This is a genomic window from Streptomyces sp. NPDC012835, assembly GCF_042900885.1.
GTDB lineage: Bacteria > Actinomycetota > Actinomycetes > Streptomycetales > Streptomycetaceae > Streptomyces.
Window position 1 is genome coordinate 429,657 of record NZ_JBIBBW010000001.1, and the last position, 21,132, is coordinate 450,788.

The following is a 21,132-nucleotide window of genomic DNA, read 5'->3' on the forward strand; positions in this document are numbered from 1 at the left end:
ACCGGCCCGGCCCCGCCCCGGCAGCACCCACACGAGGAGACCGACCCCACATGACCACCGAACTACGGCACCTGCTGGTCATCGGCATCGGCGCCGGTGACCCCGACCATGTGACGCTGGCCGCCGTGAAGGCGATGCGCCGGGCCGACGTCTTCTTCGTACTCGGCAAAGGCCGGGAGAAGTCCGACCTGACACGGTTGCGGCGGGACATCCTCGACGAGCACCTGCCGGGGCCGTACCGCGTCGTCGAGGCCGACGATCCCTGGCGCGACCGAACCCGGGACGAACGGGCCGGATACACGACGGCCGTGCTCGACTGGCGCCGCCGGCGCGCCGACGTCTGCGAGCGGCTGATCCGCGAGGAGCTGGCTCCGGGACAGTGCGGGGCGTTCCTGGTGTGGGGCGACCCCTCGCTGTACGACAGCACCCTCGGCATCCTCGAAGACATCAAGGCCCGTGGCACGGTGGCGTTCGACCACGAGGTGATCCCCGGCATCAGCAGCGTCTCCGCACTGGCCGCGCGGCACCGCGTCAACCTCAACCGGATCGGCGGGTCCGTCCACATCACTCCCGGACGACGCCTCGCCGAGAGCCTCCCGAACGACGACGGCGACATCGTCGTCATGCTCGACGCCCACGAGTCGTTCCGGCATATCGCGGGGGCGGACACCTGGATCTACTGGGGCGCCTACATCGGTACACCGGACGAGATCCTCATCGCCGGGCCGCTGGACGAGGTCCGCGACCGGATCAGCCGGGCGCGCGGCGAAGCCCGCGAACGGCACGGATGGATCATGGACACCTACCTTCTGCGGATCCATCAGGACGCGGCGGTGGAGACGGAGGCACGGAAGGGGACGGGAACGGGGGCAGGGACCTAGACAAAGACGGGGTCCGGATCTGCGCCGTCCCAGGTCCCCGACCCGCCGGGCTTGCCCCGCCCTCGGTAGACGGTTACCTTGTAGCCAACATTATCGGATACGTCGTAGCCGATACCGGGGAGGCGGGGCGACGCCCGGTCTCCCGGAGCGGGCACGGTCCAGTCGGGGCGGGCACCTCACGCTCCGAGAATCGATTGAGGTCGATCGCCATGACAGAACCCCAGGACATCGACGTCCTCATCGCCGGAGCCGGCCCGACAGGCTCCACCCTTGCGGCCGACCTGCTGCGCCGCGGCCTCCGCGTCCGCGTCGTCGACAAGGCGCCGCACTCCTTCGCGGGCTCCCGCGCCAAGGGGATCCAACCTCGTACCCAGGAAATCCTCGAGGATCTCGGTGTGCTTCCCGAGGCGCGGGCAGAGGGCGGCCCCTACCCCCTCGCGGGACTCCATCTCGGACCCGTCACCGCGCCGTGGAGGATGCGGCGACGGAACAAGCCGTCCCCGGACGTCCCCTACCCGAACATCCTGCTGCTGCCGCAGCACCGCACCGACGCCATCCTGCACCGCCTGCTCGAACGCCTGGGACTGCGTATCGAGTACGGGGTCGCCCTGGAAGGATTCGAGCAGGACGCCGACGGTGTCACGGCGACACTCTCCTCCGGCGAGCGGGTACGCGGCAGCTACCTCGTCGGTGCCGACGGCGGCGCGAGCGCCGTGCGGGTGGCCACCGGCCTCGGTTTCGCCGGGGAGACCGACGACTCCGACAAGACCCTCATCATCGACTGCGCGATCGACGGGCTGTCCCGCGACCGATGGCACATGTGGCCCCGCGCGTCCGCGGGAGCGTGCCCGCTGCCGCACTCCGATCAGTTCCAGGTGATGATCCGGCTGAAGCCCGACGACACGCCGAACCTCGACCATGCCGCGCTGGCCGACCGGTTCCACACGCTCACCGGCCTCAAGCTCCGCGACGTCACCTGGACTTCGGTGTTCCGGCCCAACGTCCGACTCGTCGAGCACTACCGTCAGGGGCGGGTCTTCCTGGCGGGCGACGCCGCCCATGTGCACACACCGGCCGGCGCTCAGGGCCTCAACACCGGTGTGCAGGACGCCTACAACCTGGGCTGGAAGCTCGGCCAGGTGATCGCCGGCGCGCCGGACAGCCTGCTCGACAGCTACGAGGCCGAACGGCTCCCGATCGCCGCCGGCGTCCTCGGCAGGTCCAGCGAGCTGTACCAGAGCCTCACCGAGCACCGTGTCGCCGGCCTGAAGCGCGGAGACGAGGAGCGGCAGCTCGGGCTCACCTACCACGGCGGCCCGCTCGCCCCCGTCGACGCTCCGGCCACCAGGACCCTGCACGTGGGTGACCGGGCGCCGGACGCCCCGTGCACCGCAGCCGGCGGCACCAGGCGTCTCTTCGACATCTGCCAAGGACCACACTTCACCCTGCTCGCCTTCGGCCCCGACGCCATCGAGGCCCTGCCCGACCTGACATGGCCGGCCGCGGGCGCCGAACTGCGCCGCCACGCCGTCCACGGCGGGCACGGCGGGCACGGCGGGCACGGCGGGCACGGCGGGCACGGAATCGACCATGGCCGCATCACCGACGACACCGGCCTGCTGACCGGCGTCTACGGCGTCGACCGCGACACTCTGATCCTGATCCGGCCGGACGGATACATCGGCGGCATCATCACCACCGACTGGACGGCCGCCTTCGCCGCCGCGACCGAAGCCGTCACCCCGAGGTGAGGCGGGGCGCGTCCGACCGGGTCGTCCCACCCGCGCGGGACGTGCGGACGCCGGAGACCACCATGCCGCTCGGCTCAGCGCCCCACGACTTCTCCGGGCTCCCGCGACAAGGTGAGCCCGGCCCGTTCCAGCCCGTCGAGGAGCAGGTCCAAACCGAACCGGAACTCCTCGTGCGCGGGTACGGAGGTCAAGCTGTGGGACGCAGCCGTCGTGCTCGGATAGACGTCCGGATCAAGGGAGTTGTAGTAGTTCCGCAGATGCACGTGGTCGTCGGGGCCCGGTGTCCCGGGGCCGTGCTGCTGGATGGCGAAGCCGATCACGTAGTGCCCGATGGCCGTGAAGGCGCGGGCGGCCAGGCCGACGGAGAACCCGTGGCTCAGGAAGAGTGTGATGAGCCGTTCCCTGCCGCGCAGCCCGTTGGGGCCGACAGGAACCTGGGCCGCCAGCAGGGGAAGCGCGTGGGGATGCCGTCGCAGCGTGCCGTAGAACGCCTCCGCAGACACGGTCGCCGCTTCCCGCCAGGACAGACCCTCCAACTCTTCGGGCCGGACGCTGACTTCGCCCAGAACCCTGTCCGCGACGAGGGCAAGGAGTTCGTCCTTGCCCTTGAAGTGCCGGTAGAGCGTGGCCGTGCCCGAGTTCAGGGCATCCGCGAGCATGCGCAGGGTCAGCGCCTGGATTCCGACCTCGTCGATGAGCTTCAGGGCGGTGTCGATGATCCGCCCGGCGTCCATCGGAGGACGTCCTCTCCGGTACTCGGGGGCGGGCGCCCGCCCTGCCCACCAGGCAGGACTGCCCGGAACGGGCTGAACCTCCGACGCCATGGCGCGGTCACCTCTCGGCCGGATCTTGTTCGGGCGCGTATCCGAACGGGATTTTCGGCCTTATCGTATCCGTTTTCACAGCGGGACCGGCTGGTGCTCCCGCACGCGGGCATCCGCCGGCTTCGCGACCGCCTGGCACCGCACGCCCCCGGGCTTTCGCGGCACACCGCCACGAGAGCCGCGGTGTGCCGCCGGGCGCCGGCGACGAAGGGAGAAGCGGCGCCCGGATGCCCTACTTCGCCAGAAACTCCAGGAGCGCGCTGTTGACCACTTCCGGATGGGTCCAGGCGATGTTGTGCGGGCCGCCTTCGACCGTGACGAAGGTCAGGTCCTCGATCAGCCCCGGCAGCCGCTCGGCGGTGCTCTCGTAGGGCAGGATGCGGTCCGCGTTCCCGTGGAGGAGGAGAGTCGGAACGTCGATCCTGGGCAGGTCGGCGCGGAAGTCGGTGAGCCAGGCGTCCACGCAGGCGTGGGCGGCGGTGGCGGACGCGGCGACGGCCGTGTTGAAGCTGGCGTTCCACGCCTGGTCGCTGATGCGGGTACCCGCGTACTGGTCCACGTTGTAGAAATTGTCGAGGAAGTCCTTGAAGTAGGCGGGCCGGTCGGCGACGACGGCTTCCTTGATGCCGTCGAAGACGGACCGGTCGACACCTTCGGGATTGTCGTCGGTCTTGAGCAGGAACGGCGGGATGGCGCCCAGGAGCACCGCCTTGGCGACCCGGCCGGATCCGTAGGTGCCCAGGTAGCGGGTGACCTCTCCGGTCCCCATGGAGAAGCCGACGAGGACCACCTCGGGCAGGTCCAGGTGGGTGAGCAGGGCGTCGAGGTCGGCGGCGAAGGTGTCGTAGTCGTAGCCGATGGCCGGCTGGCTGGATCGGCCGAAGCCGCGGCGGTCGTAGGTGATGACGCGGTACCCGGCTTCCAGGAGGACGCGTTCCTGCTTCTCCCACGAGTGGCCGTCGAGGGGGTAGCCGTGGATGAGAACGACCGGCCGGCCGGTGCCGTGGTCCTCGTAGTGGATGTCGATGGAGTTCGTGTTCTCCTGGCCGACGGTGACGAACGACATGACGGGCACCGGTCTCTCTGCGCGGGGACTGACGGAACCGGCCGGGCGCGGCAGCACCCGCCCGCTTGGACGCCCGGCCGGCGTGCCGGATCCGAGGCTCGGCCGTCCCGACCGGCTTCCAACGTCGCACCCCGGGGCGCCGGGCGCATCACGTGGAGGGACCGGGACATGTCGCGTGGCCCCCCGGGATGCTGGGCGCCACCGGGTGGTGCCGATGCGGGGACCGGCGCACGGACCTAGGGTGGAACCGGTGGTGGCGGCCACGAGCCTCGCTCGCTACCGGCCGGGGCCCCGCCGGACGCGGCGCGGAAAGCCGGGCCGGTCCGGGACGCCCCGGACCAGCTGCTCACTTCCCACCTGCACGGGCAGGGCCGGCAGGCGAGTCGCGCACCGGCAGGTCGAGGGGCGCGGGCGTGCGTGGACAGCCGCCGTCGCTTCGACCGTACCGATCGGCCGCGAGGAGCGTGGGCGTCACCTTCGACGGATGAGGAGCCGTGACCATGGCCAAAGTGCTCTGCGTTCTGTACGACGACCCGACCGACGGATATCCGACGTCGTACGCCCGCGACGACCTGCCCCGCATCGACCACTACCCCGGCGGGCAGACCACGCCCACCCCGAGCGGCACCGACTTCACCCCCGGTCAGCTGCTCGGCAGTGTCTCCGGCGAGCTGGGCCTGCGCCGCTTCCTGGAGGGCCTCGGTCACACGCTGGTCGTGACCTCCGACAAGGAGGGCGCCGACTCGGTCTTCGACCGTGAGCTGCCGGACGCCGACATCGTGATCTCCCAGCCCTTCTGGCCCGCGTACCTCACTCCCGAACGGATCGCGGCGGCCAGGAACCTCAAACTCGCCGTCACCGCCGGGATCGGCTCCGACCACGTCGACCTCGAAGCCGCCATCGCGCACGGCGTCACCGTCGCCGAGGTCACGTACTGCAACAGCATCAGCGTGGCCGAGCACGTGGTGATGATGACGCTGTCCCTCGTGCGCAACTACCTTCCCTCGCACCAGGTCGTGCTGGACGGCGGCTGGAACATCGCCGACTGCGTGGCCCGCTCCTACGACATCGAGGGCATGCACTTCGGTACGGTCGCGGCGGGCCGGATCGGGCTGGCCGTCCTGCGCCGCCTCGCCCCGTTCGACGTCACGCTCCATTACACGGACCGGCACCGGCTCCCGGAGCCGGTGGAGCGCGAACTCGGTCTGACGTTCCACGCCGACGCCGCCGACATGGTGCCGCACTGCGACATCGTCACCATCCACGCGCCGCTGCACCCCGAGACGGAGGGGATGTTCGACGACAAGCTGATCGGCGGGATGAAGCGGGGCGCCTATCTGATCAACACCGCCCGCGCGAAGATCGTGGAGCGTGACGCCGTCGTACGCGCGCTGCGTTCCGGCAGGCTCGCCGGCTACGCGGGCGACGTCTGGTACCCGCAGCCCGCTCCCGCCGACCACCCCTGGCGGACCATGCCGCACCACGGGATGACCCCGCACATCTCCGGCTCCTCGCTCTCCGCCCAGGCCCGCTACGCCGCCGGGACCAGGGAGATCCTGGAGTCCTGGTTCGCGGGGACGCCGATCCGCGAGGAGTACCTGATCGCCGACGCCGGCGGGCTGGCGGGCGCGCACTCGTACTCCGTGCGGTAGGCACGGCCCCCGTCACCTCCCCGGCGGCAGCGGGCCTGCGGGGAGGCGCCGGACGGCCGGTGGCTCCTCACTCCTGGTCGATCCACCTCTGGAGCACCTCGCACAGCGCCGCCAGCTCGCTGTCCAGAGCACGGATCAGTTCGGGCGCCGGGGCCGAGGAGTCCTTCCAGCCGCGCAGTGTGGCGAGGAAAGCCGCCTGGACCGCGCCGCCGATACTCGCGGGTCGCAGAGCGTCCCTGTCACTGCCCAGACGTGCCGCCACGTACGCGGCGACCGCCTCGGCCCAGCTGATCCACTGCGCCGACTCCTCCGCGCGCAGTTCGGGCGACTCGTCGAGGATGACGAACCGCTTCATCCAGATCCCCCGGTCGTCCACGGAGGCGCGCAGCGCCTCGACCACACAGGACCGGACCACCGTCATGACCGGCTCGTCCGCGTCCGTACCCGCCGCCGCCAGCAACCCGCGCAGTCTGGCCGTGTGCTCCTCGAACGCCGACCAGATGATGCCCGACTTCGACGGGAAGTAGCGGAAGAACGTCGTCCTGCTGACCCCGGCCGCTCCCGTGATCGCCGCGAGGCTCGTACCGGCGTACCCGTGCTCCAGGAACAGACCGACGGCCACCGCCTCGACCTCCTCCCGTGAGGAGACGGGGGGCCGCCCCCGCCCTCGTCCGGCTTCGCTCATACGGACCGATCCTCCTTGGCCGAATCTTTTCGGAACCGAGTACCATTATTCCGTGCGCGGGGTCGTACGGGCCCGGTCGCGCATCAGGTCAACAGTGTCCGCCGTCCCGAAGGCGACGCCTTCCCGGCCCTCGGTCCGACGGACATCGCCCCAGCTTCTCGGCCGCCGCCAAGCACGACGCCCGCTGAGCACGCAAAGAAAGACTGAACCGCAATGAAGGCATGGCAGTTCACCGAGGTCGGAAAGCCCCTCACCCGCAACGAGATCCCGGAGCCCGACGCGGGGCCGGGCTCGATCGTCATCGAGGTGAGGGCGGCGGGCCTGTGCCACAGCGATGTCGGTTTCCTGGACGGCACCCTGACCTCGCTCCTCCCCTACCGCCCGATCACCCTGGGCCATGAGATCGCGGGCGTCGTCGCGGCCGCGGGCCCCGGCGTCACGCGCTTCGCCGTGGGCGACCGCGTCGTGGTCCCGGCGGCCATCGAGGGGCCCGGCACCTCCTCCGACGGCGGCTTCCAGCCGAAGGTCGCGGTGCGCGAGGACCTCGTGATCCCCCTGCCGGACGGCATCGCCTGGGACCAGGCCGCCGCGGCGACCGACGCCGGGCTCACCTCGTACCACGCGATGGTCGTGCAGGGCGCGGTGACCTCGGGCACCAAGGTCGGCGTCATCGGCTTCGGCGGGCTCGGCTCGCTGGGCGCCCAGGTGGCGCTGGCGGTGGGTGCCGAGGTCTACGTGGCGGAGAAGAACGAGAAGGTGCACGCCTTCGCGCGCGAACTCGGCGCGGCTGACGTGGCGACGGACATCACCGCGTTCGCCGGTGAGCGGCTCGATGTGATCGTGGACTTCGCCGGGTTCGGCACCACCACCGCGGCGGCGGTGGAGACCGTACGGCGCGACGGGCGGGTCGTCCAGGTGGGGCTGGGGGTCAGTGAGGGGACCGTCAACCTCCAGACCCTCACGCTCAATCAGGTCACGCTCATCGGCTCGCAGGCGGGCACGGCCGAGGACTGCCGCGCCGTGCTCGACCTCGTCGCCGCCGGCAAGGTGACGTCCCGCGTCACGCGCATCGGCTTCGACGACATCGCCGACGGCATCGGCAGGCTCGAACGCGGCGAGGTGATCGGCCGGTTGGTGGCCGTCCACGAGTGACGGGGCCATGACGCCCCTCCCCCACCCGGCCCCGACGGCGTGCGCGACGTGCCCGCCGCGTATGAACTGGACCCCACTGCCCCGGCGGCGCCCGTCCGGCGCCCCGCCCATCGGTGCCGGGGCCGGGAGGAGGGGACGGTTCCGTGAGTCACCGACACACCGGAAGGGCGGCCCCTCCCGGATACCGGTGGGCTGTGGCCGGCGCGCTGGCGCTGTGCGCCCTCGCCGGGATGTCCTGCTCGCCCGGTGAGCGGGACGCCCCCACCACGAGGCCGGGCGCGGCGGACGCGCAGGCGGTCGCCGCCTCGCCGGGGGCGGAGCCGCCCGAGTGCCGCCGCACCCTGGTGGGTGTCGCGCACCCCGACGACGACCTCTACTTCCTCGACCCGGAGATCGGCGCGACCATCCGGGCCGGCTGCCAGGTCACCACCGTGTACCTCACGGCGGGCGACGACGGGAAGACACCGCGACGGGTCGCTCTGGACTATGTCGAGAAACGGGAACAGGGCGTCCGCGCGGCGTACGCGTCACTGGCCGGCGCGCCCGACCGCTGGACGGAGGGCACGGTACGGGTGAACGGCCGCGCCATCAGATCGTTCACCCTCGACCGCCCCTCGGGGCCCGCCGTACGGCTGCTGTTCCTGGGCGTGCACGACGGGCTGCCCCGGGGACAGGGCGAGAACAGCATGCTCAAGCTGTTCCGCGGGGTCCGCGAGCGCATCCCGCTTTTCGGGAGCCGGGAGACCTTCACCGCCGAACAGCTCGTGACGACCCTGTCCGACCTGGCCCGGCAGGACAGGGCCCAGCGCATCCTCACGCTCGACCACGACAACGCCTCCTTCGCCTACGGCCTGAGCGGGGGGGTCGACCACAGCGACCACGGCATCGGGGCGCGATACATCAGGCGAGCGGGATATCTGGCGGGAATCCCCGTCTCCGCCTATCTCGGCTACACGATGTCGTCGCTGAGGCCGAACCTCCCCCAGGGACAGGTTCCGCCCAAGGAGGCGGCGGTCAGGCGGTACATCGCCGGAGCCGCCTGCCGCCACGGGAGCGGCTGCGCCGCGGCAGGCGTCTACAAGGGGCGGCTGCCGCCCGATTCCGCGAAGTGGATCCACCGCCAGTACCGGCAGACCCACCGCGCTCCCCGGCCGGGCGAGATCATGGCGGACATCGGAAGGACCACCGCGTTCGGCGACCGCGCGCCCGAGCAGTGCCTTGAGGCGGTGACCGCGCGGGCGAAGGACGGGGCCGTACGGATCAACGGCTGCGACGGGACCCGCGCGCAGCGTTGGGACATCAGGAGCGACGGCACGATCCGCTCGCTGCTCCACGGGAGCCACTGTCTGACCGAGCTGTCCGGGGGCGCCGGACTGACCCGCTGCTCCCCGTCGCGCGCCGCGCAGCGGTGGACGCCTCGGCCGTGGAGGAGCGCCACCTGGAAACGCGCGGCATGGCGGATCGCGGGCCGGGGGAACAGGTGCCTCTACCAGGACGATCGTCCGCTGCCGCCCCGCTGGGACGTCCGCACGGAGCAGCATCCCCGGCTCGGTCTCATCGGCTGCGACGAGCAGATGCAGCCCGGGCTCTACTGGACCCGGTACGCGACGCCCCGCCCGGCGCCCGGCGGCGGCTGACCCGGCCCGCGCCGTCAGACGGAGCCGACCGGTGGCCGGGGGACCGGATCGTTCCGCCGCCCGGCCACCCAGTCGTACCAGGCCCGCATCCCCTCGCCGGTGGTCGCGGAAACGGTCAGCACCCGCACGTCCGGGTTGACGGAGCGGGCGTACTTCTCGCACTGCTCGACGTCGAAGTCGACGTACGGCAGCAGGTCGACCTTGTTGATGATCACCAGGTCAGCCGCGGCGAACATGTACGGGTACTTGAGCGGCTTGTCCGTTCCCTCGGTGACCGAGATGATCACGGTCCGGCTGCGTTCGCCGAGGTCGAAGAGGGCGGGGCAGACCAGGTTTCCCACGTTCTCGACCAGGATCAGCGATCCGTCCGGCGGGTCCAGGGTGGTCAGCGCGCCCCGCACCATCTCCGCGTCGAGGTGGCACCCCGCGCCGGTGTTGACCTGGACGACGGCGCTGCCGGCCCGTTCGATCCGCTCGGCGTCGAGCATCGTCTCCTGGTCGCCCTCGATGACGGCCACCGGGCGGTGACCGGCGAAGTCCCTGATGGTGCGCTCCAGGAGGGTGGTCTTGCCGGCGCCGGGCGAACTCATCAGGTTCACCAGCACGATGTCCCGCGCGGCGAGCCAGGAGCGGTTGCGGGCGGCCAGCTCCTCGTTCTTGCCCAGGACCTTCTGTTCGAGGGTGAGCGTCTCCCCACTGCCGTCCGCACCGGCCGGTGAGCGGCCCGGGATGTCGTCGTGACCGTGGCTGGGTTCGTGACCGTGACCGTGGCCATGGCCGTGGCCGTCCCCGTCGTGAATCCGGCCGTGGCCGTGCGGGTGTCCGTGCGGGACGGCGATTCTCGTCCCGCCGCCACCGGCACCGCTCCCGTCGTCGCAACCGCAGGTACCGCACATGTGGTCAGCCCACTCTCATCGAGACGATCTGCAACTCCCGCCCCGACGTGATGTCCACGTCGGCGCTGCCGCACGGACAAAGCAATACAAGATCGGTCAGGTCGAAGTCCGTCGCACACGCCCGGCAGTGTCCTGTTCCCGGCGGCCGGTCGATCTCCAGCAGCGCGCCTTCGGCGACCGTGCCCGCGGTGGTCAGATCGAAGCAGAAACGCATCGAGTCGGGCACCACGGCGGTCAGCATTCCCACCCGGATTCTGACGGCGTGTACGGGTCTCCCGGCAGCGCGCTCGCACACCGCGTCGACAACGCTCTGGGTAATTGATAATTCATGCATTTACTGCCGACTCTCCGTACTCACCCGTGTGGCCCCGGCCGTCCGAGGGGGAAATCGACCGCCGCACGGAAAACTCGTGTTGACAGAAATTCCCGGCGGATTCTAGATGGTAGCAATGCGAGTGACACCACGCGCACACCCACTGGTATCGGGCGGTTCGATCCCGAAAGGCCGCGGACTATGCCGACAGAAGCAGCGATAAAAGCCGAGGACACACTCATCCATGTGCTGTGGATCAACGCCGGACTGAGCTGCGACGGGGATTCCGTCGCACTCACCGCCGCGACCCAGCCCAGCATCGAGGAGATCGCGCTCGGTGCCCTGCCCGGTCTGCCGCGGATCGCCATGCACTGGCCGCTGATCGACTTCGAGTGCGGACCGACCGGCGGGGCCGACGACTTCCTCGCATGGTTCTTCAAGGCCGACCGGGGGGAGCTGGACCCGTTCGTGCTGGTCGTCGAGGGATCGATCCCGAACGAGAAGCTGCACGACGAGGGGTACTGGTCGGGCTTCGGCAACGACCCGGCGACCGGCCAGCCGATGACCACCAGCGAGTGGCTCGACCGGCTGGCGCCGAAAGCCACCGCGATCGTCGCCGTCGGCACCTGCGCCACGTACGGCGGCATCCACGCCATGGCGGGCAACCCCACCGGCGCCATGGGGGTGCCGGACTATCTGGGCTGGGACTGGAAGTCCAAGGCCGGAATCCCGATCGTGTGTGTGCCCGGCTGCCCCATTCAGCCGGACAACCTGTCGGAGACGCTGACCTATCTGCTCTACATGGCCACCGACCAGGCCCCGATGATCCCTCTCGACGAGGAGCTGCGCCCCACCTGGCTGTTCGGCAAAACGGTGCACGAGGGGTGCGACCGGGCCGGCTACTACGAGCAGGGCGACTTCGCGACGGAGTACGGCACGCCCGAGTGCATCGTCAAGCTGGGCTGCTGGGGACCGACCGTGAAATGCAATGTGCCCAAGCGCGGCTGGATGAACGGAATCGGCGGCTGCCCGAACGTCGGCGGAATCTGCATCGGCTGCACCATGCCCGGATTCCCCGACAAGTTCATGCCGTTCATGGACGAGCCGCCGGGCGGAAAGCTCTCCACGAACGCCGTCGGGCTGTACGGATCGACGATGCGGCGCCTTCGCCACATCACCACGCACACCCTCGATCGCGAACCCAAATGGCGCAGGCGCGGCAAACAGCTGACCAGCGGCGCCACCCGTACCTGGTGACGCACCGACCTGACCGGAAAGAAGAGGCGGCCTCATGACGACGACGAGCCAGGGAAAAGACGAACTGGTCGAGATGGCGTGGGATCCCATCACCCGTATCGTCGGGAGTCTGGGCATCTACACGAAGATCGATTTCAAGCAGAGGATCGTGGCCGAGTGCCACAGCACCAGCTCGATCTTCCGCGGCTACTCGGTCTTCATGAAGGGCAAGGACCCGCGCGACGCCCACTTCATCACCAGCCGGATCTGCGGCATCTGCGGTGACAACCACGCCACCTGCTCCTGCTACGCGCAGAACATGGCGTACGGAGTGAAGCCGCCACACATCGCCGAGTGGATCGTGAACCTCGGCGAGGCCGCCGAGTACATGTTCGACCACAACATCTTCCAGGAGAACCTGGTCGGGGTCGACTACTGCGAGAAGATGGTCGCCGAGACCAACCCCGGCGTCCTCGAACAGGCCAATCGCACCCCTTCGCCGCACGCCGACGCCCACGGCTACCGGACCATCGGCGACATCATGCGCTCGCTGAACCCGTTCACCGGCGAGTTCTACCGCGAGGCCCTCCAGGTCAGCCGGCTCACCCGGGAGATGTTCTGCCTGATGGAGGGGCGGCACGTCCACCCCTCCACGCTCTACCCCGGCGGTGTGGGCACCGTGGCCACCATCCAGCTCATGACGGACTACATCACCCGTCTCCAGCGCTATGTGGAGTTCATGAAGAAGGTCGTGCCCATGCACGACGACCTCTTCGACTTCTTCTACGAGGCGCTGCCCGGCTACGAGCAGGTCGGCAACCGCCGTATCCTGCTGGGCTGCTGGGGCTCCTTCCAGGACCCGGAGCACTGCAACTTCGCCTACAAGGACATGACCGACTGGGGCCGGAAGATGTACGTCACCCCGGGCGTCGTCGTGGACGGCAAGCTCGTCACCACCGACCTGGTGAAGATCAACCTGGGCATCCGCATCCTGCTCGGCTCGTCGTACTACAACGACTGGGACGAGCAGGAGACCTTCGTGACCCACGACCCGCTCGGCAATCCGGTCGACCGGCGGCACCCGTGGAACCAGCACACCAACCCCCAGCCGCAGAAGCGGGATCTGGGCGACAAGTACAGCTGGGTGATGTCGCCCCGCTGGTTCGACGGCAAGGACTATCTGGCGCTCGACACCGGCGGCGGGCCGCTCGCCCGGCTGTGGACCACCGCGCTGGCGGGCCTGGTCGACATCGGCTACATCAAGGCCACCGGCAGCAGTGTGAAGATCAACCTCCCGAAGACCGCCACCAAGGGCCCGGTCGAGCTGGAGTGGCACGTCCCGCGCTGGAGCAACACCATCGAGCGCAACCGGGCGCGCAGTTACTTCCAGGCGTACGCGGCGGCCTGCGCGCTGCACTTCGCCGAGAAGGCGCTGGTGGAGATCCGGGCCGGCCGGACCAGGACCTGGGAGAAGTTCGAAGTGCCGGAGGAGGGGGTCGGCTGCGGGTTCACCGAGGCCGTACGCGGTGTGCTCTCGCACCACATGGTGATCAGGGACGGCAAGATCGCCAACTACCACCCGTACCCGCCCACCCCGTGGAACGCGAGCCCGCGCGACACCTACGGAACCCCCGGGCCCTACGAGGACGCGGTGCAGGGCCAGCCGATCTTCGAGGAGAACGACCGGGAGAACTTCAAGGGCATCGACATCATGCGGACCGTGCGCAGCTTCGACCCCTGTCTGCCCTGCGGTGTGCATATGTATCTCGGTGAGGGCAGGAAACTGGAGCTGCTGCACTCGCCCACGCAGTCCGCCGGCAGTGAATGACATGACGGAGCGACAGACGCGTGAGCCCGCCGGGTCCGAGACCTGGCGGGCCACCGGGGAGCGGATCGACACCCTGATCAACGCGAGCGCGGCGGGCGGCGCGGTGGCGCGCGAACGCAGCGAGGAGCTGGTCAGGCTCGTCACCGACTTCTACGGGGCGGGACTCGAAAGGCTGCTCGATCTCGTCCATGAGCACAAGGTGCTGGACGACACCCTGCTGGCCGCCCTCGCCGGCGACGATCTGGTGGCCAGTGTGCTGCTGGTGCACGGGCTGCATCCGTACGGTGTGGAAACCCGGGTCGAGCACGCGCTGGAGAGCGTACGGCCGTATCTCGGCTCGCACGGTGGTGATGTGGAGCTGCTCGGGGTCACCGACGACGGGGTGGTGCGGCTGCGGCTGCTGGGCAGTTGCGACGGGTGCCCGTCCTCCTCGGCGACGCTCACCCTCGCGGTGCGGGGCGCGGTCGAGGCGGCGGCCCCGGAGATCAGCGCGATCGAGGTGGAGGCCGCGACTCCGGTGGCCGGGGCGACGGGGCCGCTGGTGCCGGTGGACTCGCTGTTCGCCCGGCTGCACGAGGCGGGTCCGGCCGCCGGCGCCGAGGCCGACGGCGGCGAGGCGGGAGCGGCCTGGCAGCCGGTGCCGGCCCTGCTGGGCCTGGAATCGGGCGGGGTCGAGCGGCTGACCGTCGGCGGCTTCCCCCTGGTGGCCTGCCGGATCGGCGCCGAACTGTTCGTCTTCCACGACCGGTGCGCCCGGTGCGAGGAGCCGATGCGGGGCGCAACCCTGGCCCGTAGGCTGGGCGGCGGTTCGGGGGACGGTGTGCTGCGGTGTTCGGCCTGCCGCGCGCACTACGACGTACGGCGGGCGGGCGCCTGTCTGGACGCCGAAGCGGGCGCCGCGCATCTGGACCCGCTGCCCGTACTGGCGGACGGCGCCTCGGTCTCGGTGGCCGTACCGTCCGTACCGGTGGTCGCGACATGAGCGCGCCGGCGGGCCGCTCCGGCTCACCCGCAGCGACACTGCTGCGGGTCACCCGCAACCGTCCCGCCCCGGTGACCGGCGAGCGGTGCGAGATGTGCGCCGCCGCGACCGGCGCGGAACACCAGCACGTGGTGAATCTGGAGAGCCGCAGCCTGATGTGCTGCTGCCGGGCCTGCTATCTGCTGTTCACCGACGACGGGGCGCGACTGCGCTACCGCGCGGTGCCCGACCGGTATCTGGCCTTCGACGGGCCCGCGCTCGACGCGCGGTGCTGGGACGAGTTGCAGATCCCGGTGGGGCTGGCCTTCCTGTTCCGCAACTCCGTCCAGGACCGCACCGTCGCGTTCTACCCCGGCCCTGCCGGGGCGACGGAGTCGGAGCTGCCGCTCGACGCCTGGGCCGATCTGGTGGCCGCCGCCCCCGAACTGGCGGTGGTCAGGCCCGATGTGGAGGCACTGCTCGTGCGCCGTACGGAGGGGGGCGGGCGCGAGCGTGCGGTCTCGTGCCATCTGGTGCCGATCGATGTCTGCTACGAACTGGTCGGCCGGCTGCGCACGGTGTGGCGCGGCTTCGACGGCGGCCGGGAGGCGCACGCGGCGATGGACGCGTTCTTCGAGCGGGTCAGGGCGCGCAGCAGGCCGGCGGCCCGAGACGAACGGCCGGAACTCCGGACCGGGCCGGCGGGCGCGCGACCGGCGGCCCCGGAGGGCGCCTCGTGAGCGGCACCGCGGCGCCCGGCCCGGAGTTCTCCGTGTGCGACATCGTCGCCGAGCCGTACAGCGCGGCCCCGCAGCTGACCGCGCGGCTACGTGTCGAGGACGGTTCCGGCGAGCCGGTCCACGCCATCGTGCTGCGCTGCCAGGTCCGTATCGAACCCCAGCGCCGCCCCTACGACCAGGCCGAACAGGAGTCCCTGCGGGGGCTGTTCGGGGGCCGGGAGCGGTGGTCGGACACACTGCGGCCGTTCCTGTGGATGCAGTGCAACACCACCGTGCAGGGGTTCACCGGCGCCACCGAGGTCGACCTCGCACTGCCGTGCACCTACGACTTCGACGTGGTGGGCTCCCGCTATCTGCACGCGCTCGGGCCGGACGGAACGGTGCCGGTCAGTCTGCTGTTCTCCGGCACCGTCTTCACCAAGGGCGGTGGCCGCACGGGCTTCGGGGTACGGCAGGTGCCGTGGGACCGGGAGGCGCGCTACGAGCTGCCGGTCGCGGTGTGGCGGCGGCTGATCGCGTACCACTACCCGCACTCCGGCTGGATCAGGCTGGATCACGATGTGCTCGCGCGGTTCGCCGGGTACCGCGAGCGGCACGGGCTGATCAGCTGGGACGAGACGGTGGGGACCTTGCTGGCGGGCGCGGACACCGGTGCCGCGGCCGACGATCTCGACGAGGTGGCGCGGTGACCCGGACGACAGCGGTGGGGCTCGACCATGTGCGGGAGATCGCCGACGCGGTGCTCTACGAGGGCTACTTGCTCTACCCGTACCGCGCGGGCTCCGCCAAGAACCGGTCCCGCTGGCAGTTCGGTGTGCTCGGTCCGCCCTCGGCCGCGCCCACCAGCTTCGCGGAGGAGCCGGGCATGGCCGTGCAGTGTCTGCTGTCCGTGCCCGAAGGGACGGCGGACACCGCGGACGTGACGGTGCGGCTGCGTTTTCTCCAGCACCAGACGCGCGAGGTGCGGCGGTGCGACGAGGACGGCCGCCACCCGGCCGTCGCTCAACTCACCGTGGACGGGGTGACGTTCCTCAGCTGGGACGAGGCGGTGGAGCGGGAGATCGATCCGGGACCGGTCCCGCTGACGGGCCCCACCGATCGCCACCGTGTGGTCCCCGGGGGCGAGGAGACCGAGTGGCTCACGGACACGCGCGGCGTGACGGTCGGCTGCGTGGTACGGCGCCGCGAGCCACTGGCGGTGCGTATCCGTACCCGTACGGAACGGGACGGCGCCTTCCTGCGCCTGACGGTCTCGGTGGAGAACGAACACACCGCGACGGCGGCCGACAAGGACGCGGCGATCCGCGCCTCGCTGATCGGCACGCATGTGATCCTTCAGGCCCACGGCGCCGGGTTCGTCTCCCTGCGCGAGCCCCCGGACGAGGCGGCCGCGGCGGCGGCGCGGTGCGAACAGCGCCGGTGCTGGCCGGTGCTGGCCGGCCCGAAGGGCTCCACGGACACCGTCATCGGCGCGCCGATCATCCTCTACGACCACCCGGAGATCGCCGAGCAGAGCGCGGGCGATCTGTTCGACTCCACCGAGATCGACGAGATCCTGACGCTCCGGGTGATGACGATGACGGACCAGGAGAAGGCCGAGGCCCGGGCGACCGATCCGCGCGCCCGGGAGATCATCGACCGCTGCGACGCGATGGAGCCGGAGGATCTGCGACGGCTGCACGGTCTGCTGCGGGATCCGCACGCCCCGGCCGCCGTCGCGGGCCCGGCGGCCCCGCCGGGCCCGGTCGGTGATCTGCGGGACGCCGCTCCCGCCGCCTTCGACACCGGCGGGGCTCCCTGGTGGGACCCGGCGGCCGACGCCGCCGTGTCGCCGGGGACCGACTCCGTGGTGATCGACGGGGTCCACGTCGCCAAGGGCAGTCTCGTACGCGTCCACCCGGCGCGTCGCGCCGACGCGCAGGACCTGTTCTTCGCCGGCAGAGTGGCGCGGGTGACGGCCGTGCTCTCGGACGTGGACGGTGGCGTGCACGTCGCTCTCGTACTCCTCGACGACCCGGCGGCCGATCTGCACGACTGGTACGGCCGCTACTTCTACTTCGCCCCCGACGAGCTGGAACCGCTGCCCATCGAGGGCACCGGCCAGGACATCCCCGACACACCGGAGTTCCGGAAGGAGAACCCATCGTGAGATCCCTCGGACTGATCACCACGGGTGTGGCCGCATTGCTGGTGGCGGTCGCCGTCGCCGTCGGCGTGCGGTCGATCCCCGACATCCGCCGGTACCTCAAGATCCGCTCCATGTGAGCGCGCGGGACGAGTGGGACGAGCGCTCGACGGGCCGTGCTGCGCACGGTCGGCCCGCGGAGGGGCAGCGTGCGGGAGGCGTACTCGTCGCGGGCATCGGCAATCTGTTCCTCGGCGACGACGGATTCGGACCGGAGGTGGTGCGCGGGCTCGCCGCCGGTGCCGGGGAGCCGCTCCCGGCCGGTGTCCGGATCGTCGACTACGGCATCCGGGGCATGCACCTCGCGTACGACCTGCTCGACGGGTACGACGCGCTGGTGCTGGTGGACGCCTACCCGGGCGGCGGGCCGCCGGGTGAGCTGACGGTGCTGGAGATCGGCCCCGATGACCTCGGTACGGGTGAATTCGACGCACACGGCATGAATCCGGTCGCGGTGCTGGCAAATCTGGATCATCTGGGCGGTAGCCTTCCGCTGACTCACCTGGTGGGCTGCACCCCCGCCGGCGTCGAGGAGGGCATCGGTCTGAGCGAGGCGGTCGCCGCGGCCGTTCCCCGGGCGGTGGCGGCGGTGCGCGCGCTGCTCCACCGACTGCCGGCCGCCCCGTCCCAGGAGCCCGACCCCGCCCTCATGTCCGCGCCCGACCCGCCCCGGAGGACCTGATCATGTGTCTCGGCATTCCCGGACGCGTCGTGGAGATCGTGCCGGGGTACGCGGACCAGCTCGCCCTGGTCGATGTGGAGGGCGCCCGGCGCCGTATCAACATCGGCATGCTCGACGCGCCTCCGGCCGCCGGGGACTGGGTCCTGCTCCACATGGGCTTCGCCATGGAGATCATCGACGAGGCGAAGGCGGCCGAGGCGCTGTCGGGGCTGGAGATAATGGGCAGCGGCGCCCGCGCGGAGGCGGACCGGGCTCCCGAAGAGGCGGGCCGGGCCCCGCGGGAGCGCCGGGTCCGTCGCAGGTTCGAGGTGTGCGGGGTCGTCCAGGGCGTGGGGTTCCGGCCGTTCGTGTATGTCACGGCCGCCGAGCTGTCCCTGACCGGTTCGGTCGCCAACACGGCCGCCGGAGTGATCGCGGAGGTGGAGGGCGACGCGGACGCGGTCACGGAGTTCGGCCGCCGGCTGCGCTCGGGGCCGCCCCCGCTCGCGGTGGTGGAATCCGTGACGGAGACGGATCAACCGCCCCTCGGCGGGGCCGGGTTCACCATCGAGGAGTCCAGCGGGGGCGACCGGGCCCGCACCCTGGTCTCCCCCGACATCGCGACCTGCCAGGACTGCCTGGCGGAGCTGCGCGACCCGGGCGACCGCCGGCATCGCCACCCCTTCATCACCTGCACCCACTGCGGCCCCCGGTTCACGATCGTCACCGGTCTGCCCTACGACCGCGCGCAGACCACCATGGCGGCGTTCGCGATGTGCGCGGAGTGCCGGGCGGAGTACGGCGACCCGCGCGACCGGCGCTTCCACGCCCAGCCGATCGCCTGCCACGCCTGCGGTCCGCGGCTCGAACTGGTCGCCGGGGACGGCGGTCCGCCGCTGTACGGCGAGGAGGCGCTGGGCGCCGCGCGACGCCTCCTCGCCGCGGGCCGGATCGTCGCGGTCAAGGGACTCGGCGGCTACCACCTGGCCTGCGACGCCCGCGACGAGGCCGCCGTCAGCCGGCTGCGGCGGCGCAAGGGGCGGGGCGGCAAGCCGTTCGCCGTGATGGTGGCGGACCTCGGCGCGGCCGAGGAGCTGGTGACCATGACGGAGGACGAGAGAGCGCTGCTGACCGGGGCCCGAAAGCCGATCGTGCTGCTGAACCGCCGTGTCCTCGCGCCCGGCGCGGGTGTCGCGGACGCCGTGGCGCCCGGGAGTCCGGATCTCGGACTGATGCTCCCGTACACCCCGTTGCACGTCCTCCTCCTCGGTCTCGACGGTGACGCGCCGGGCCCCGACGCACTCGTGATGACCTCCGGCAACCGCTCCGGCGAGCCGATCGTCACCGGCGACGCCGAGGCGCTGGCCGAACTCGCTCCACTGGCCGACGCCTGGCTGCGGCACGACCGGACGATCCAGGTGCCGTGCGACGACTCGGTGAGCCGCTTCGCCTCCGGCGCCGAACTGCCCGTACGCAGATCGCGCGGTTACGCGCCGCTGCCCCTCGCGCTGCCCTTCGAGATCCCGCCGCTGCTCGCTGCGGGCGCCGACCTGAAGAACACCTGCGCCCTGGGCGAGGGCGGCTACGCCTGGGTCAGCCAGCACATCGGCGACCTGGACGACCTGTCCACGGTGGAGGCGCTGACCCGTACGGCGGACCATCTCTCGCTGCTGACCGGCGTCACCCCCGAACAGCTCGTGGCCGACCGGCACCCGGGTTACCGCTCCGGCACCTGGGCCCGTACCCACGCCAGGGGCCGGGCCGTGCGCACCGTGCAGCACCATCACGCGCACATCGCCTCCGTGATGGGCGAGCACGGCCTCGGCGCTGGGGAAAGCGTCATCGGCTTCGCCTTCGACGGCACGGGTCACGGCACCGACGGCGCGGTGTGGGGCGGCGAGGTGCTGATCGCGGGCTACAAGTCGTACCAGCGGGCGGCGCACCTGGCGTATGTGCCGCTGGCCGGCGGGGACGCGAGTGTGCGCCGGCCGTACCGGATGGCGCTCGCCCAGCTGCGCGCCGCCGGTCTCGGCTGGGACGAGGACCTGCCGCCGGTGGCCGCCTGCCCCGCGGCCGAACGCTCCGTGCTGGCGCATCAGTTCGCGACGGACTTCGGCTGCGTTCCGACCTCCAGCATGGGCCGCCTCTTCGACGCGGTGGCGTCGCTGGCGGGCGTCCGGCACGAGGTGGCGTACGAGGCGGAGGCGGCGATCGCGCTGGAGGCCCTGGCGCGCGCGGCGCCGCCGGAGCCCGCCGGGAACGCCTACGCCTTCGCCGTACGGGAGAGTGCGGGCGCGGGCGAGCCGTTCCTCGCCGACGCGGGGCCGGTGGTCCGCTCGGTGGTCTCCGACGTACGGGCGGGGATCGCGCCGGAGCTGGTCTCCGCGCGATTCCACACGGCCGTCGCCGGCCTCACCGCCGATCTCGCCGAAAGGTGCCGGGAGCGCACCGGACTCGGTGTGGTGGCGCTGGGCGGCGGGGTCTTCCAGAACGCCGTACTCCTCGAATCGACTCACCGCGCCCTGACGGAGCGGGAGTTCACCGTGCTGCGCCCCCGTCTGCTGCCGCCCAACGACGGCGGCCTCGCCTTCGGACAGCTGCTGATCGCGGCGTCCGGCGGCTGACGACCCGAGACCGAGAGCGGCTCAACCCCCGCAGAGAAGG

At 71.2% G+C, this 21,132-nt stretch carries 19 protein-coding genes; 14 read left to right on the forward strand and 5 right to left on the reverse strand.

The genetic code is table 11. The features are described 5' to 3' along the window. Window positions 1-50 precede the first annotated feature (50 nt). Both cobF and ACFY6S_RS01735 read left to right on the forward strand, forming a co-directional pair. Window positions 51-881: a precorrin-6A synthase (deacetylating) gene (gene cobF / locus ACFY6S_RS01730; protein WP_388829295.1), complete on the forward strand. Its 831-nt coding sequence runs from the start codon at window positions 51-53 to the stop codon at window positions 879-881. 209 nt (window positions 882-1,090) lie between these two features. Next, window positions 1,091-2,632 (forward strand): FAD-dependent monooxygenase, encoded by a 1,542-nt coding sequence (locus ACFY6S_RS01735; protein ID WP_388829298.1) that lies wholly within the window; start codon window positions 1,091-1,093, stop codon window positions 2,630-2,632. A gap of 74 nt (window positions 2,633-2,706) precedes the next feature. Here ACFY6S_RS01735 and ACFY6S_RS01740 read toward each other — a convergent pair whose 3' ends face one another. Both ACFY6S_RS01740 and ACFY6S_RS01745 read right to left on the reverse strand, forming a co-directional pair. Beyond that, complete coding sequence (locus ACFY6S_RS01740; RefSeq protein ID WP_388829301.1) at window positions 2,707-3,366, reverse strand: TetR/AcrR family transcriptional regulator; 660 nt, start codon at window positions 3,364-3,366, stop codon at window positions 2,707-2,709. 322 nt (window positions 3,367-3,688) lie between these two features. Further along, the gene (locus ACFY6S_RS01745) at window positions 3,689-4,522 is read right to left on the reverse strand and encodes an alpha/beta fold hydrolase (RefSeq protein WP_388829304.1); all 834 of its coding nucleotides are present in this window, start codon (window positions 4,520-4,522) and stop codon (window positions 3,689-3,691) included. Between the two features lie 500 nt (window positions 4,523-5,022). Here ACFY6S_RS01745 and ACFY6S_RS01750 point away from each other — a divergent pair, with 500 nt between their 5' ends. After that, complete coding sequence (locus ACFY6S_RS01750; protein ID WP_388829307.1) at window positions 5,023-6,174, forward strand: NAD-dependent formate dehydrogenase; 1,152 nt, start codon at window positions 5,023-5,025, stop codon at window positions 6,172-6,174. Between the two features lie 67 nt (window positions 6,175-6,241). On the opposite strand, the gene ACFY6S_RS01755 is transcribed toward ACFY6S_RS01750, so the two are convergent. Beyond that, the gene (locus ACFY6S_RS01755) at window positions 6,242-6,859 is read right to left on the reverse strand and encodes a TetR family transcriptional regulator (protein WP_388829310.1); all 618 of its coding nucleotides are present in this window, start codon (window positions 6,857-6,859) and stop codon (window positions 6,242-6,244) included. Between the two features lie 213 nt (window positions 6,860-7,072). Between ACFY6S_RS01755 and ACFY6S_RS01760 the strand changes: the two genes are divergently transcribed. Further along, on the forward strand, window positions 7,073-8,011 hold the full coding sequence (locus ACFY6S_RS01760; RefSeq protein WP_388829313.1) for a zinc-binding dehydrogenase: 939 nt from the start codon (window positions 7,073-7,075) through the stop codon (window positions 8,009-8,011). 194 nt (window positions 8,012-8,205) lie between these two features. Next, window positions 8,206-9,648 (forward strand): ricin-type beta-trefoil lectin domain protein, encoded by a 1,443-nt coding sequence (locus ACFY6S_RS01765; protein WP_388829316.1) that lies wholly within the window; start codon window positions 8,206-8,208, stop codon window positions 9,646-9,648. A gap of 14 nt (window positions 9,649-9,662) precedes the next feature. On the opposite strand, the gene hypB is transcribed toward ACFY6S_RS01765, so the two are convergent. Both hypB and ACFY6S_RS01775 read right to left on the reverse strand, forming a co-directional pair. Next, window positions 9,663-10,544 carry a hydrogenase nickel incorporation protein HypB gene (hypB, locus tag ACFY6S_RS01770; RefSeq protein WP_388829319.1) on the reverse strand — a complete coding sequence of 294 codons (882 nt, stop codon included), beginning with the start codon at window positions 10,542-10,544 and terminating at the stop codon, window positions 9,663-9,665. A gap of 4 nt (window positions 10,545-10,548) precedes the next feature. Next, window positions 10,549-10,878 carry a hydrogenase maturation nickel metallochaperone HypA gene (locus tag ACFY6S_RS01775; RefSeq protein WP_388829322.1) on the reverse strand — a complete coding sequence of 110 codons (330 nt, stop codon included), beginning with the start codon at window positions 10,876-10,878 and terminating at the stop codon, window positions 10,549-10,551. A 180-nt stretch (window positions 10,879-11,058) separates the two neighbouring features. Between ACFY6S_RS01775 and ACFY6S_RS01780 the strand changes: the two genes are divergently transcribed. Genes ACFY6S_RS01780 through hypF form a run of 9 tightly spaced genes read left to right on the forward strand, consistent with a single transcriptional unit; the run spans window position 11,059 to window position 21,092 of the window. Continuing rightward, complete coding sequence (locus tag ACFY6S_RS01780) at window positions 11,059-12,114, forward strand: hydrogenase expression protein HypE (RefSeq protein WP_388829325.1); 1,056 nt, start codon at window positions 11,059-11,061, stop codon at window positions 12,112-12,114. Between the two features lie 34 nt (window positions 12,115-12,148). Next, window positions 12,149-13,921 carry a nickel-dependent hydrogenase large subunit gene (locus tag ACFY6S_RS01785; RefSeq protein ID WP_388829328.1) on the forward strand — a complete coding sequence of 591 codons (1,773 nt, stop codon included), beginning with the start codon at window positions 12,149-12,151 and terminating at the stop codon, window positions 13,919-13,921. A 1-nt stretch (window position 13,922) separates the two neighbouring features. Next, entirely contained in the window at window positions 13,923-14,903 is a 981-nt protein-coding gene (locus ACFY6S_RS01790) for a NifU family protein (protein ID WP_388829331.1), read from the forward strand. After that, entirely contained in the window at window positions 14,900-15,622 is a 723-nt protein-coding gene (locus ACFY6S_RS01795; RefSeq protein WP_388829334.1) for a DUF5947 family protein, read from the forward strand. Before ACFY6S_RS01790 ends, ACFY6S_RS01795 begins: the two co-directional genes overlap by 4 nt. Next, window positions 15,619-16,311: a DUF6084 family protein gene (locus ACFY6S_RS01800; RefSeq protein WP_388829337.1), complete on the forward strand. Its 693-nt coding sequence runs from the start codon at window positions 15,619-15,621 to the stop codon at window positions 16,309-16,311. Before ACFY6S_RS01795 ends, ACFY6S_RS01800 begins: the two co-directional genes overlap by 4 nt. Continuing rightward, window positions 16,308-17,771, forward strand: coding sequence for a hypothetical protein (locus tag ACFY6S_RS01805; protein ID WP_388829340.1), 1,464 nt, complete (start codon window positions 16,308-16,310; stop codon window positions 17,769-17,771). Before ACFY6S_RS01800 ends, ACFY6S_RS01805 begins: the two co-directional genes overlap by 4 nt. Beyond that, the gene (locus tag ACFY6S_RS01810; RefSeq protein ID WP_388829343.1) at window positions 17,768-17,887 is read left to right on the forward strand and encodes a DUF6893 family small protein; all 120 of its coding nucleotides are present in this window, start codon (window positions 17,768-17,770) and stop codon (window positions 17,885-17,887) included. Before ACFY6S_RS01805 ends, ACFY6S_RS01810 begins: the two co-directional genes overlap by 4 nt. Continuing rightward, entirely contained in the window at window positions 17,884-18,489 is a 606-nt protein-coding gene (locus tag ACFY6S_RS01815; protein ID WP_388829346.1) for a hydrogenase maturation protease, read from the forward strand. Before ACFY6S_RS01810 ends, ACFY6S_RS01815 begins: the two co-directional genes overlap by 4 nt. A 2-nt stretch (window positions 18,490-18,491) precedes the next feature. After that, on the forward strand, window positions 18,492-21,092 hold the full coding sequence (gene hypF / locus ACFY6S_RS01820) for a carbamoyltransferase HypF (RefSeq protein WP_388829349.1): 2,601 nt from the start codon (window positions 18,492-18,494) through the stop codon (window positions 21,090-21,092). Window positions 21,093-21,132: the final 40 nt, after the last annotated feature.

Bases quoted from the DNA above. Each gene is read 5' to 3' on its own strand.
- ACFY6S_RS01750 (WP_388829307.1), top strand. From the start codon at position 5,023: ATGGCCAAAGTGCTCTGCGTTCTGTACGACGACCCGACCGACGGATAT.
- hypB (WP_388829319.1), bottom strand. From the start codon at position 10,544: ATGTGCGGTACCTGCGGTTGCGACGACGGGAGCGGTGCCGGTGGCGGC.
- ACFY6S_RS01760 (WP_388829313.1), top strand. From the start codon at position 7,073: ATGAAGGCATGGCAGTTCACCGAGGTCGGAAAGCCCCTCACCCGCAAC.
- ACFY6S_RS01795 (WP_388829334.1), top strand. From the start codon at position 14,900: ATGAGCGCGCCGGCGGGCCGCTCCGGCTCACCCGCAGCGACACTGCTG.
- ACFY6S_RS01775 (WP_388829322.1), bottom strand. From the start codon at position 10,878: ATGCATGAATTATCAATTACCCAGAGCGTTGTCGACGCGGTGTGCGAG.
- ACFY6S_RS01785 (WP_388829328.1), top strand. From the start codon at position 12,149: ATGACGACGACGAGCCAGGGAAAAGACGAACTGGTCGAGATGGCGTGG.
- ACFY6S_RS01790 (WP_388829331.1), top strand. From the start codon at position 13,923: ATGACGGAGCGACAGACGCGTGAGCCCGCCGGGTCCGAGACCTGGCGG.
- ACFY6S_RS01735 (WP_388829298.1), top strand. From the start codon at position 1,091: ATGACAGAACCCCAGGACATCGACGTCCTCATCGCCGGAGCCGGCCCG.
- hypF (WP_388829349.1), top strand. From the start codon at position 18,492: ATGTGTCTCGGCATTCCCGGACGCGTCGTGGAGATCGTGCCGGGGTAC.
- ACFY6S_RS01755 (WP_388829310.1), bottom strand. From the start codon at position 6,859: ATGAGCGAAGCCGGACGAGGGCGGGGGCGGCCCCCCGTCTCCTCACGG.
- cobF (WP_388829295.1), top strand. From the start codon at position 51: ATGACCACCGAACTACGGCACCTGCTGGTCATCGGCATCGGCGCCGGT.
- ACFY6S_RS01740 (WP_388829301.1), bottom strand. From the start codon at position 3,366: ATGGACGCCGGGCGGATCATCGACACCGCCCTGAAGCTCATCGACGAG.
- ACFY6S_RS01780 (WP_388829325.1), top strand. From the start codon at position 11,059: ATGCCGACAGAAGCAGCGATAAAAGCCGAGGACACACTCATCCATGTG.
- ACFY6S_RS01745 (WP_388829304.1), bottom strand. From the start codon at position 4,522: ATGTCGTTCGTCACCGTCGGCCAGGAGAACACGAACTCCATCGACATC.